Below are 12,973 nucleotides of genomic sequence, written 5' to 3'. Positions count from 1 at the left end.
ATGCAGAAGTCGTTTCCCCGGCACCCGAGACCGGCTTCACGGGGGTGAAGCCGGTCTCTCCGGCGTGCAGGGCGGGCACTAATCCACGTAGCCCTTTCTGCCGTGATCGACGCGCACCGCGGAGATGATGTCCGCCTCGACGGATATGGCGACCCAGTAATCCTTCCGGCAGTTCTCGCACTCGACATAGCCGGCGCCTTGGAAGTCGCCTCCTTCGGGGCGCACCGAGGGAGATCGCAAGCCCTTCGTCCCCCACTCGACACGGTCCCCCACCCGGTAAGGCCGCAGTTCGAGGAGCCCGAACTGGAACTCCGCCTCGGCCTCGCCGGTATATCCGCACCTGGGGCACGTTTCCGTGAAGGACAGCAGGTTGTAACTGCTCACTAGGGCATCACCCTGCGGAGGGGCACCCCCGGGAGCCGGAGGGTCTGTGTGACGAAATTGGTCAGGTTTCGCTCCATCGTCACCGCGGTCATCCCGCTGGCGGCAGCGAAGCCCACCAAGGCGGCGTCACCGCGTCCCTTCTCCCCCACCACGGCGTTGAAGGCCGTCCGGAATTCCGAGGAGGAGGCCCACTCCTCGGCCTGCTGACCGGTGATCGTCTGGATGTTGTTCTCCTGGAGGAAACGACGCCGTGCGTTCAGCCCATTGGTGACGTTGAGGAATTCGTGTCGCTGGTTCGGCGTGATGTACACCGTCGAGGCGTTCTGGATCTCGGCCAGCGCCCGGGTGTGGCCCCCCATCGCCTTCACCATGAGGTCGTTGTCGGCGAGGATTCCGCAGTTGTGAACGAGGACCGAGGTGTCCCCGGTGACCACATAGTACGTGTGGAGGTCGGCGACGGTGAGGTTGTGGACGCGGGCTTGGGCGGTCCACGCCCTGACCGCCTTGATCTGGACGTAGGTGCCGGCGGCCGTACGGAGGAGCTGGCCGGGACGTAAGTCCTTGGCCTCGCGCCAGCTCCCCGCGTCCGCCACCCAGAAGGGGTGACCGTCGGTGGCGACGATGTCGCGGGTGCTGCCGCCGCCACCGTCCACGGTGACGGTGACCAGGTTCTTGGGGCCCTCGCCGGCGATGGTGGCGGTGACGTCCTTGGCTTCGGTACGGCCGGTCTCCGGGTCGGTGGCCAGGACCTTGTCGCCGGGTTTCAGCTGGTCGATAGGTTTACTGAAGCCGCCGGCGAGCAGGACCCTGGTTCCCGGGACGAAGCTGTTGGACAAGGGGCAGGAGCCGCCCGCCGATGGGTTCTTGCTGCGTTTCGCGACGCGGGCGAGGAGCCCGTCCAGGGCGGCGATCTTCTTGTTGATGTCGTCGATCTTGGCGTCGATGGCCTCTATGGCGCGGCGGGCCGCCTTGATGACGCCCTGCACCTTCTTGTAGATCTTGATGCCCATCCGGACCCTGGTGGACAGTTTCCAGATCAGGCCGCCGATCTTCTTGGCCGGCACGAATTCCAGGATCAGGCTGACGCAACTGCCGACGCTGCCGCCCAGACAGCCTTTTATGTCGTCTATTTTCAGGAAATCTTTGATGAATCCGATGCCTGCGGCCTTCAAGGCTTCGAGCACCGCGTTCCGTTTGGCGGTCTGCTGGTGCTGCTGCCGCTCGTTCTGTGCCGAGTCGCGGGCGTTGCCGAGGTTCTTCCTGGCTCCGCCCGGATCGCAGGGGCCCTCGCAGTCAGGGCTGTCGTAGTCCCCGGGCGCGCAGGGAGGAGCCATGGAGTGGAAGCAGGCGACGCCGGTGCAGCAGGGTTTCTTGCCTGAGGGGTCGGCGAGCGTGGACGGATTGTTGTTGGCGTAGTTGTAGCCGTTCATCTGCTGGGAGTCGCCCATCTGGATGAGGGGGTCGACGGAGATGAAGCGGCCGGTGAGCGGGTCGTAGCTGCGGGCGCCGAGCGTGGTCAGGTCCGTGCTGGTGTCGTTGATGCCGCCGACGAACCCGCGCTGGTGATCCTGGGGCCAGGCGCCCTGGCTGCCGCGCAGGGTGCCGAAAGGGGTGTAGCGGCGCTGGCTGAGGGCGCCGGTCTCGGCGTTGACGGCCAGTTCGGCGGTGCCGTGGTGGTCGCCGAGGACGTAGGTGACCCCGGTGGTGGTCCGCATGGCGTTGCCGACGTAGCGGCTGGCCGTGGGGCTGGTGGCCCCCTTGACCAGGTGCACCTCCAGATCGGGCAGGTACAGCGTGGTGCCGTCCTTGTCGCGCCGGATGAGCCGGTCGCCGTCGGCGGTGTAGAGGAAGCGGGTCTCGCCCTTCTTGTCGTCGTCGACCTTGACGAGCTCGCCCTCGGCGTCCCAGGTCAGCGTCTGGTTGCTCGCCTGGGTGCGGCGCTCGACGGTGTTGCCGGAGGCGTCGTAGGCGAAGGAGGCGGCGCCGGGGACCGTGGTGAGGCGGTGGACCTTGGCCGGGTCGTAGACGTAGGTGCGGTCCGACTGCTGGACGCCGCCCGCCGGGCCGGCGCCGTGGAGCGACTCGCTGCGACGGTTGCCGGTGTCGTCGTAGGTGTAGGCGGCCCGGTAGGGGGCCGGCCCGCCGACGGTGGCGTTCGCGCCGGTGGCGGCGCAGGCCGCGTCGCCGTCCTGGGTCCAGGCCTCCGACAGGCGGGACAGCTCGTCGTAGCGGAAGCACTGGTTGTCGACGCCGTCGCGGGAGGTGTCCTTGATCTGGGTGATGTTCCCGGCGGGCTGGTAGGCGTACTGGGTGCTGCGGTCGGTGCCGGACATGCCGAAGTGCCAGGTGGTGGCCTTGGCCAGGCGGCCGGTGCCGAACTCGTAGTCGAAGGTCTGGTCGATCTGCTTGCCGTCGCCGCCGGACTGCATGCGCAGGCCGATGACCCGGCCGGTCTTGGTGTAGTCGGTGCCGACGACGTACGTCGACAACTGGGACTTGGTGGAGACCAGGCGGCCGAGGTCGTCGTAGGTGTAGGCGATGTTCTCCGCGGGCAGCCCGCCGACGGCGGGGCTGCTGGTCGCGGCGACGCTGCCGTCGAGGTTGTAGCTGGTGTCGAAGACGTACCCCTGGGCGGGCGCGAGGCCGCCCTCGACGGCGGGCAGGATCACCCTGCTGCGCTGCGGGCGGTCCAGGTTGTCGTACGCCTCCACCTGCGTGGTGTACCGGTCGTTGCCGACGATGCGGGTGGAGCTGGTGAGCTGGCCCTTGCGGACGGTGTCGTACACCCACTCGGCGACCTTGGTGCCGGGCGACGACGTGGTGGCGTCGTACCTGGCGACCATGCGGTCGAGCCCGTCGTACTCGATGCCGATCTTCTGGTTGCGGGCGTCGGTCATGAGGACCGGCCGGTCCAGGTTGTCGTAGGCGGTCTTCTCGACGCCGCGGTCGGGGTCGTTCGACTGCACCCGGCGGCCGAGCAGGTCGTAGCCGTAGGACCAGACCTGGTTGCCGGGGCCGGTCACCGACTCCGGCTGGCCGCGGTGGTTGTAGGCGAACTTCGTGACGACCGGCCCGGAGGCCGTCTGCTGCTGGATCTCACGGGTACGGCCGTGCACATCGGTGTAGGTGGTGACCGGGGTGCCGCCGGACGGGGGGACGACCTTGGTCCAGTCGCCGCCGTACTCGTAGCGGGTGTTCCACAGCTCGTTGGTGTCGCCGTCGCTGTTGCCGGACAGCAGCCGTTCGGCGAGCAGCCGCCCGCGGCCGTCGTAGGTGTTCCACAACTGCGACTCCACCGCGCCCACGGTCGCCACCCCGAACCGCTTGGGCTCGGGGTCGCCGTCGGCGTAGTAGGGCGCGAAGGTGTAGTGCACCTGCCCGGCCCCGTTGTAGACGCTGTCGGAGACGATCCGGCCCTTGGCGGTGCCGTTCTTGCCGGGTGCCTGCGACTGCCTCGGCCGCAGCCATCCGTCGAACAGCGTGTACGACGTCTGCTGGCCGCCTTCGTTGGTCAGCGTCTTCGCGCCCACGGCCACGATCGCGCCGGCGCTGACCAGGTACTGGTACTCGTTGTCGGGCGTCATGCTGGTCGTGCGGCCCGGCCCCCAGACCTTCGAGGTGCGGCCCAGCGCGTCCCGCTGCGCGATGGTCACCTTGCCGGCCGGGTTGGTCTCCTTGGTCGCCAGGCCCCAGGCCGGGTCGAGCACCCGGGTCGTGATCATGGCCGAGTCGGGGTCGTCGGCGCGGGCCCGCGGGGTGGTGGTGGTCACCTGCGTGGTGACGCCGTGCGTCTCGCTGTAGTCGGTCGAGGTGGTCAGCCCGGCGGCGTCGGCGACGGTCTTGGGGCGTCCCAGGTCGTCGTAGCTCGACCGGGCCATCACCTGGTAGCCGGTGATCGCGGTCGCCGAGGCGGCGCTGCCCCGTTCGGTCCTGGTCACGTCGCCGTGCTCGGGCGCCGCCTTGAACGCCTTGTCGTCGTAGTAGGTGCGCGCGTCGGCGATCAGATCGGTGAGCAGGTTCGGGGTGTCGGCGCACCGGCGGGCCACCGTGGTCACCCGGGCCGGCAGGCGCAGCACCCGCGCTCCGTCTGCGGTCAGCTCGGTCCTGGTGCACTCCTCGTCGCCGGCGACGCCCACCTCGCCCTCGTCGTCGGTGGTCAGCGCGGCGCCGGTGGTCAGGTCGAACTCGGTCACGGTCGAGCGGGTCTGCTGCCAGGACAGGCCGACCAGGCCGAAGCTCCGGGTGGACCTGGTGCCGGTCAGGTTGGCGGTGATCGTGCCCCAGGGACGGGATCTGGAGGCCGTCTGGTGGTACCACGGCGTGCTGATCGACTTGCTCACCGGCACGCCGCCGGCCTTGTCGTAGGTCACGGTGCGCAGGGTCGTGCCGTGCAGGGACTCGTGGTCGGTGTACGTGCCGCCCTCGCCGTCCTCGACGGTGACGGACCTGGTGCCGCCGGAGACCGCCGCGCGGTCGCCGTGCATGCCCTGGAAGTACCAGTAGTCGGTCTGGGACGGGGTGCCGCCGCTGGCCGCGCTGGTGGCGCCGCCGATCACGCGGACCTTGTCGAAGCCGCGCCAGGCCGACCACGTCTTGAACTTCTCCGGCGTGATGCCGTCGTCGTCGGCGTAGTGCCAGGCGGGCTTGCCGATGCTGTAGTCGTAGCGGGTGACCATGTCCGAGCCGCCGCCGGTCAGGTCGGTCTGGATCAGCTCGCGGACGACGTACTTGTGGAACCAGTCCAGGCTCGGGTCCGCGCCGCCGTTGGAGTTCTGCCAGAACGTCGGGAAGCACAGCCGCCGGTTGCTCGCCGGTTGCGGCAGGTCGGAGGGGCTGCAGTCCATCCCCGAGTAGGTGACGTCGAGCTTGCCGCCGGTCTCGTTCTGGATCGAGGCCACCCGCTCCTTGACGAACGGGCCGACGTCGTCGCCGAGCTTGTCCACCCGGTTGGCCAGCTGCTGGTAGACGAAGCTCACCGGCGGCATGGTGACCGGCTCCGCGCCGGCGTGCCCGGTGTGGACGATGTCGGTGAGCTTGAGCTGCCGGTCCACGTCGGCGATGCCCCACAGGTGCTTGAACTCCCAGGAGTCCACGTCGCGGTGGCCGGTGCCCGCCGCGTTGACGACCTTGGTGGTGACCTTCGTCAGGCGCTTGCGGGTCCAGAAGCTCGGCGAGGCCGTGCCCTTGCCGTCCTTGCACTCGGTGCCCTCGTCGCAGTTCATGTCCCAGGGCACGTCCGGCCAGCGGGCCGGATGGGCGGCGATGTCGGCGCATTCGGCCGCGGTCAGCAGGCAGCGCTCGGCGTTGGTGAAGTCGACCCGCGCGGGCGGCGTGGCCGGGAAGAGGTCGTCGCGGCGCAGGCCGTACTGGATGGAGGTCAGGTAGCCGCCGCGGTCGTAGGCGGTGTCGTCGGCGGCGCGCAGGTTGCGGCCGTAGCGGTTCTGCTCCTTGGCGTAGGAGAAGGTCACGGCGTTGCCGTGGGTGTCCTCGATGTAGTCGAGGTTCCACCGCCAGGTCTGACGGCACCAGGAGTCCTTGAAGGCGTCCTTGTGGCAGGGTTCGCCGGCGTCGTCGCCGAACACCGGGACGTCCCAGGCGGAGTTCGTCTGGGGTTTGCCGGCGGTCCAGCCCGGCAGGCGGTTCTTGCCGAAGTAGTACCGGGTGCCGTCGGCGGTGGTCACCCGCCAGTACTCGTTGTCGTCGTCGCCGTTGGCGGTGTCGGTGCCGGTGCCGGTGAGGCGCTGGACCCGGGTGCCGTCGTCCCTGGCCAGGACCCAGGTGTCGGGGCCGGTCGGGACGAGCTCGCCGCCCGATCCGCCGAGGGCGAGCGTGGCGTTGTCGTAGGCCCAGCACTGGTCCATCGGCTCGACCTGGTAGGTCGGGTCCTTGGGGACGCCGTCGTCCTTGCACGACTTGTACTTGCGCTCGATGTACCCGGGCGACAGCTCGAAGCCGTCGCCGAGCCAGGACGCCTGGTTGTTGGTGGTCGCGGTGCGCCCGTCGATGGAGGCCGCGGAGTAGTTGACCACCAGGTTCGGCACCAGCCCGCCGGGCACCGGCGGCACCCGCAGCGGGTAGGACCAGGTGAAGTCGCCCGTCTGCGGGCTGACCTGCCAGGTCGCCGACGGCGACAGCGAGGTGACGCCGAAGTCGCCCTTGTCCCCTGACGTCCCGGAGGTCACGGCCAGCACCATCGGCTCGGCGGCGAGATCGACGTCGGCGCTGAGCGTCCTGGCCGCGGTGTCGTTGCGGCCCTTCAGCGGCACGGCCCGGCGGCACTCGGCCTTGTCCGGGCTGGTCAGCGCACATGCGGGCAGGGCCGCCAGGCGCACCCGGGAACCGAAGCCGCCTCCGTAGGCTTCGGCGAAGGGGGCGTAGTCCACCTTCATCGTCACCTTGCCCGGCGATCTGGACGTGCGGGCCGCGGTGAAGATCGGGCCGCCGACGCCCGCGCGCTGCGAGGCCGCGCGGTCGTGGGTCTGGATCCGCACCCGCCCGGCGGAGGAGGCGTCAGCCGGCGTCGCCGACAGCGCGCCCGCCTTGCGGGCGGCGGCGGACGCCGGGGACGCTGGGGGCGCGGCCAGGTCCACCTCGACCGTGCCCGGCGCGGGCCAGGCCGCCACGGGGTCGGGGGCCTTGCGTTCGGTGATCCGTGGTTTCACCGCGGCGGGCCGGCCGGGCACGACCCGTTCCCGGTCGACGGGTTCGGGCCGATCTCGCCCGGACGCGGCGTTCGCGGACGGGAGCGTCGCGGGCACGACCATCAGGCCGGCCGTGAGCAGCAACGTGAGGGCCGCGCGGAGCAGCCGGGACCAGGAAGAGCGACGTCGGCGTGCGGCATGGACGCGCATGCCGTACCTCCCAGGGAAGAGAGCGGAAGCAAGGAGGAGGGACGGCGGGGGCGCCGGCGCGGCGCCCCCGCAGCGGGGTCAGTCAGGGGTGTTGTCGTTGAGCGCGTCTTCGGAGACGGTCGTCATCTCCGACCACAGGGACAACAGGTCGATCAGGCTCTCGTCGGCGGGGCCGCGCAGCACCCACACGTCGTCGACGTGGCCCGACCAGTTGAGTCCCGTCCCGCCGCGGCCGAGCTGGGCCGAGGTGATGGGGCCCGCCAGGGTGACGTCGTTGCGGTAGGACTTGACCTCGGCCTCCGGAGCCGCTTCGAGGGTGCCGTTCACCCAGAACTCCAGCGTCTTCTCCCGTGCCCGGTAGACGATCGCCAGGTGGTCCCAGTCGCCGAACCCGGTGTGGAAGGCGGGGTGTTCCACGGCGGTGCCGCCGGGGATCTCCACGACGTACCGGCCGGTCTCGCCCATCTCCGGGTCGCCGCGGGCGGGGTCGAACTTCACGGTCAGGGCGCTGCCGGTGGCCATGGGCAGGTTCAGCAGGGTCATCGCCTTGCGCGCCTGGCCGCTGGTCTCCACCCAGGCCGAGAGCGTGAAGCTCTCCCGCGGATCCAGCACGGCCGACTCGACGGCCGCGTAGTCGCCGGTCGCGCCCGGCAGACGCAGAGATCCGGGCACCACGCTGTTGCTCATGGGGGTCTTGGCCACGAAGCGGGCCGCGCCGTACAGCTTCACGGGGGTTCTGGGCGCCTCGCCGCTGTCGTCGGGGACGTTGTTGAGGTGCCACTTGTGCGTCACCGTCAGCATCTCCTTGGACAGCGCCGCCGCCTCCTCGACGCTGACGATCCGGTCGTAGACGCGGACGTCGTCGATCTTGCCGGGGAAGTGGTCGAGCTGCTGGGTGCCCCACAGGACCCGGCCGATGGTGAGCGGGCCGTTGGCCGCCCAGGCGCTGGTGTAGTCCATCTCGGTGCCGGGCTCGCCGTTGACGTAGATGCGCACCTTCTTGGCCACCGAGTCGAAGACGCCCATCAGGTGCGTCCACTCGCCGGGTCTGGCCTGTTTGGCCGACCACGCGCTGGCGGAGGCGGCCGAGGTCGAGTCGGCGTTCATGCGCCAGAACACCCATTTGCGGTTCGGCGCGTCGTACCGCAGGCAGAAGCCGGACACGTTGGCGCCGTCCTGGGCCAGCACGGTGGCGTAGGACGAGGGCAGGACGTCCGGCAGCTTCGCCCACGCGGTCACCGTGAAGCTCTTGGTGGTGTCGAGCACCGCGGCGTCGGTACGGGCGAAGGCGGTGGTGCCGTTGCCGCCCATCGCCGTGCCGCGGGAACCGGCCACGCCGAGCTGCGGCGTGCCCGCGGTACGGGCCGGGTAACGGCCGCCGGTCTCCGCCAGGGTGGTGGATCCGGCCGGGTCGTTGAGCTTCCAGTGGGCCTTCGGCCCGCGGCCGGGCGCGACCCGGAACCGGTAGACGGCCGAGCCCTTGGAGTAGTTGCCCGCCTGGTCCTTGACGCGGACGTAGAGGCTGTTGCTGCCGACGACCTTGGGCAGGATCTGGACCGTCTCGGTGGCGCTGCCCGCGGTCCTCTTGCGGAACTGGGTGGGGTCGTCGTTGACCGCGTACGCCCACTCGGTCACCGACGGGTCGAAGGTGATGACGAACCGGCCGTAGCGGCCCAGGCCGTCCTGCGGCGTCTGCGCCGGGTCGAGGGGGTTCTCCGCGACGTACCCGTCGGCCCCGGACGAGGTGATCACCGGCAGCGGCGGCGCCTTGGTGTCGAAGACGAAGTAGCAGGCGGTCGCCGCCCCTGCCGAGCTCCACGGCCCCTTGCCCTTGCGGCTGTCCTGGGCGCGGACCTGCCAGTTGACGACGGTGTTCTCCGGCAGCAGCCCGCGCGGGACCTGCGCCATGAAGCTGTTGCCCGCCTTGCCGGACTTGGCGCTCTTGGCCGGCGTGAGGTACCGCCATTCCTTGTTCTGGCCGGCGGCGTTCTTCCACGACACCAGGAACTCCGCCTGCACCTTGTCGGCCGTGCGGTTGTAGGTGTCGGGGTCGCGGAGGTTCTTGGCGATCAGCTTCGGCGTGGACCAGTTGAACACCGACGGGCTGCCCGGCCCCTTGCACGGCCCGCCCGGCTCCATCTCCAGCTGGCTCATCCTCGGCTGCAGCGGCGGCCGGTTGTAGTGCACGCGGAGGTAGGCGCGCGACTCGAACCGTTTCCAGCCGAGCTGGTCGCCCTCGTCGGCGGCGCGCAGGCCGAACGTGGTGTCCCGCCAGCCCTTCTGCGCCGCCTCCTTGACGCCCGAGGTCACGTTGAACAGCACGTCGCCGGCCGGGCAGGACTTGGCGGCGCATCCCGACCAGCCCTTGGCCACGTTGCGGCTGTCCAGCTTGCGCAGCCAGTTGTCGGAGGTGGAGTTCCAGGTGGAGTTCTTGCCGAACGCCTTGGCCAGGTGGATGTTGACCGGCCGCTTGCTGCCGGAGGCCGCCCACACCTCCCGTACGTGGAACTCGGCGGACAGGACCTGCTTGCCGGCCAGCCAGCCGGTGGGGATGCGGTAGAACAGCCGCTTCTTGTGCGGGGAGCCGCAGCTCTTGCCGCTGGAGGGCAGGCCGATCGGGCATCGGCCCATGCCCTGGTCCTTGGTGAAGTTGTAGATCTCGAACCCGCTGCTGGCCACCATGAGGTTCGCCGAGCTCATCGGCGTGCGGTACATCGGGTCGATGTAGATGGGGAACGTCGTGTCGGCCGCGGTCAGCATGGCCGGGTCGGGGGTCAGCGTGAGCTGTCCCTGGCCCAGTTCGGTGCCGATCGTGGCGATCTTCGAGGCGTCCCCGGGGGCGCCGTCCGTGGCGTGGGTGGTCGGGGGGTCGACGGGGCCGTCCTCGCCCACCAGGGCCGTGCCCGCCGCGGGGGGCGCGGCCGCCGAGTCCCACATGATGGGCCTGGGCGCCTCGAAGATCACCGCGCCGTTGTCGGGGTCGACCGCCTCCTGCGTGCCGTCGGCGCCGGTGCTCACCGTCAGCGTCGGCGCGGACAGGCCGAGGGTCAGGCTGGCCAGCCGGGGGTCCTGGGCGGCGGCGGGGGTCTTCACCACCAGCGTGTGCGCGAAACCGTCCGCGGTGGCCCGCACGCGCAGGTCCACGTCCGGCCCGAGCACGCCGGCGTACACGGCGGTGTCGCCGTCCAGGCTCGGCGTGGGCAGCGTGGTCGGCCAGGTCAGGGACATGGTGTGGCCGGAGCGGGTGAGCGTGGCCATCGGCCCCGTCCCGCCGGCCGACAGCCTGAGGTCCACCAGCGAGGAGTACGGCCGTACCGTCCCGTCCTGGAACCGCAGGCCGTTGTACAGGGGGACCCACGTGTCGCCCTGCTTCTTCCTGATCGGGGTGAGCCGGTCGTTGACGTACATCGTGCCCTCGGGGGTGGCGTACACCTCCCGCGTCTCGCCCCGCTCGGCCAGCACCTCCACCAGCTGTCCCGTGGCCTCGGCGGAGGCCAGCGCCTCGGCCTCGGCCTGTTTGGGATCGGTGGAGACGGTCCACTTCTGCTCGGTCAGCGAGACGTTGTCCAGGTAGGCCGTCAGCGCGCCCTGGCCGCCGAACTGGAAGGTGAGCGCCCCGGTGGTGGTGTCGGCGGTGGAGTCGAAGGTGAAGGAGAAGTGTTGCGGCTGGTCCGGCAGCTCCACGTCCGTGGCGAAGATCTCCGGGCAGGTCTCGACGTCCTCGCAGAGCACGGCCTTGATGGTCGCCGCGGCGGTGGCGTGGGCGTCGAAGGAGAGCGTGTACGTCTTCTTGGCCTGCAACGTGCGCCCGAGCTGGCGCAGGTGGGCCTGCCCCGGTTCGGTGGTGCCGTCGGCCACGGTGACCTTGAGCACGCCGTTCTCGACCGCCGTCGTGGTCGGCCCGGCGGCCTCCCATGACGTGGCGTCCGTGGTGAACTCCCCGTTGAGCAGCAGCTTCTTGCTGAACGAACCCCGTCCGTAGAAGGCGACCTTCTGGTACGTCCAGCCTTCGGCGAGCGCGCGCGCCTTCTCCGCCTCGCCGACCGCGTACCGGTGGGAGGGGCCCTTGACGAGCTGGTGGACGGGGAGCAGCCCGTCCCCGGCCGCGGCCTGCGCGTGGAAGCGCACGCCCTCGTCCACGTAGCCCTGCGCGACGGCCTGGTCGCGCTCGCCCTGGTCGAGGGTGAACATGCGGTCGCCGCCCGGCTTGCGCAGGCCGGAGACCGGGGACAGCCCCGTCACCGCCTCGCGCGAGACGTGCAGCACCTGGCCCTCAGGGGTGTAACCCCATTTCGTCACCGCGCTGTCGTACTCCGTCTCCCAGGAGGTGAACAGCGTGTTGTCGGTGCCGGTGGTGCTCCGTAGCCGGAACAGGGGTTTGACCATCCACGCGGTGGCGGCGTCCACCGCTTCGGCGACCGCCTGCGGCGGCGTCCACACCGTGCCGGCCAGGCCGCCCACGGCCAGCGACGCCGCTGCCAGGACGGCCGTCCACCTTCGTAACCCCATGCGTACTCCCCTGGTACACGATCACGTGGCATGCGTTCCGCCACAGCATCGATCGCCGCCGGCCCGCCGGGGTAGGCCACGGCGACCGGTTGGGAAAACGTGGGAAACGGTTCCGGCCCGGCCCGGTTCCGGCGGGCCCGGCGTGGCAGCATGAACGCGACCGCCGACACCCCCGGGAAGGGCCCCCATGAACACCGCGGACCTGTACGACGAGCGCGGCGACGAGCTCGACTCCTGCGACCTGCAGCTGCGCCAGTACGGCGGCCGCCGCGCCTTCCACGGCACGATCGCCACCGTGCGCTGCCACCAGGACAACGCCCTGCTCAAGGAGGTCCTGTCGGAGCCCGGCGCGGGGCGGGTCCTGGTGGTGGACGGCGGCGGCTCGCTGCACGCCGCGCTGATGGGCGACATGATCGCGGGCGCGGCGGTGGCGGCCGGGTGGGCGGGCGTGGTGATCCACGGCGCCGTCCGGGACGTGACCGCGCTGCGCGAGCTCGACCTCGGCGTGAAGGCCCTGGGTTCCAACCCGCGCAAGAGCGGCAAGACGGGCGCGGGCGAGCGGGACGTGCCGGTGACGTTCGGCGGCGTCACGTTCTCGCCGGGGGCCGAGCTGTTCAGCGACGACGACGGGATCCTCATCACCCGCGTACCGGGCTGACCCCGCCGCCCGCCGGGCTTCCACGGGGACGCCGGGGTGTGGTTTCGTGACAGGACATCACGATCCGGAGGCGGACCATGGCATTCCAGCTCATCGTTCTCTACCACCACCCCGAGGACGTCGCGGCCTTCGACAAGCACTACGACGAGATCCACGCGCCCCTTGCGGCCAGGCTTCCCGGCCTGCGGGCCTACACCGTCCAGCGGCCGGTGGCCGGCGGCGGGCAGCGGCCCCCCTACCACCTGGTCGCGGTGCTGACCTGGGACGACGAGCAGGCGTTCATCGCGGCGATGAGCAGCCAGGAGGGGCAGGCGGCGGTCGCCGACGTGGGCGAGTTCGCCGGGTCGGGGGTCACGATGACGACCGGGCCGTCGGGTTCGGTGCTCTGAAGGACATGCGAGAAGGGCGTCCCCCGCGGGGAACGCCCTTCTCCTGTTCGTGCGTGTTACTTCTTGACCGACAGCGGGGCCGTGCCGGTGTCCTGCTGACGCCAGGCACCCGTGTCGAACGCCACCGGAGCAGCCTTCCTGCCCACACCGTCACCCCACTTGGTGACCACATACTGGATCTT

5 protein-coding genes are annotated in these 12,973 nt (G+C 70.5%); 2 read left to right on the top strand and 3 right to left on the bottom strand.

What is annotated here, in order from left to right:
• Positions 1 to 78 precede the first annotated feature (78 nt).
• The 3 genes from ABZ459_RS29830 to ABZ459_RS29820 form a co-directional block, all read right to left on the bottom strand.
• On the bottom strand, positions 79 to 384 hold the full coding sequence (locus ABZ459_RS29830) for a hypothetical protein (RefSeq protein ID WP_357977126.1): 306 nt from the start codon (positions 382 to 384) through the stop codon (positions 79 to 81).
• The gene (locus ABZ459_RS29825; RefSeq protein ID WP_357977123.1) at positions 384 to 7,235 is read right to left on the bottom strand and encodes a polymorphic toxin-type HINT domain-containing protein; all 6,852 of its coding nucleotides are present in this window, start codon (positions 7,233 to 7,235) and stop codon (positions 384 to 386) included. Before ABZ459_RS29825 ends, ABZ459_RS29830 begins: the two co-directional genes overlap by 1 nt.
• Positions 7,236 to 7,313: 78 nt before the next feature.
• The gene (locus ABZ459_RS29820; RefSeq protein ID WP_357977120.1) at positions 7,314 to 11,744 is read right to left on the bottom strand and encodes a LamG-like jellyroll fold domain-containing protein; all 4,431 of its coding nucleotides are present in this window, start codon (positions 11,742 to 11,744) and stop codon (positions 7,314 to 7,316) included.
• 187 nt (positions 11,745 to 11,931) lie between these two features.
• Here ABZ459_RS29820 and rraA point away from each other — a divergent pair, with 187 nt between their 5' ends.
• Positions 11,932 to 12,402, top strand: coding sequence for a ribonuclease E activity regulator RraA (rraA, locus tag ABZ459_RS29815; protein WP_357977117.1), 471 nt, complete (start codon positions 11,932 to 11,934; stop codon positions 12,400 to 12,402).
• A gap of 77 nt (positions 12,403 to 12,479) precedes the next feature.
• On the top strand, positions 12,480 to 12,791 hold the full coding sequence (locus ABZ459_RS29810) for an EthD family reductase (protein ID WP_357977114.1): 312 nt from the start codon (positions 12,480 to 12,482) through the stop codon (positions 12,789 to 12,791).
• Positions 12,792 to 12,973: the final 182 nt, after the last annotated feature.

Source organism: Nonomuraea sp. NPDC005692, assembly GCF_040631115.1.
In the GTDB taxonomy this organism is placed as follows: domain Bacteria; phylum Actinomycetota; class Actinomycetes; order Streptosporangiales; family Streptosporangiaceae; genus Nonomuraea.
This window is presented reverse-complemented; position numbering and strand designations above follow the sequence as displayed.

Bases quoted from the DNA above. Each gene is read 5' to 3' on its own strand.
- rraA (WP_357977117.1), top strand. From the start codon at position 11,932: ATGAACACCGCGGACCTGTACGACGAGCGCGGCGACGAGCTCGACTCC.
- ABZ459_RS29825 (WP_357977123.1), bottom strand. From the start codon at position 7,235: ATGCGCGTCCATGCCGCACGCCGACGTCGCTCTTCCTGGTCCCGGCTG.
- ABZ459_RS29810 (WP_357977114.1), top strand. From the start codon at position 12,480: ATGGCATTCCAGCTCATCGTTCTCTACCACCACCCCGAGGACGTCGCG.
- ABZ459_RS29820 (WP_357977120.1), bottom strand. From the start codon at position 11,744: ATGGGGTTACGAAGGTGGACGGCCGTCCTGGCAGCGGCGTCGCTGGCC.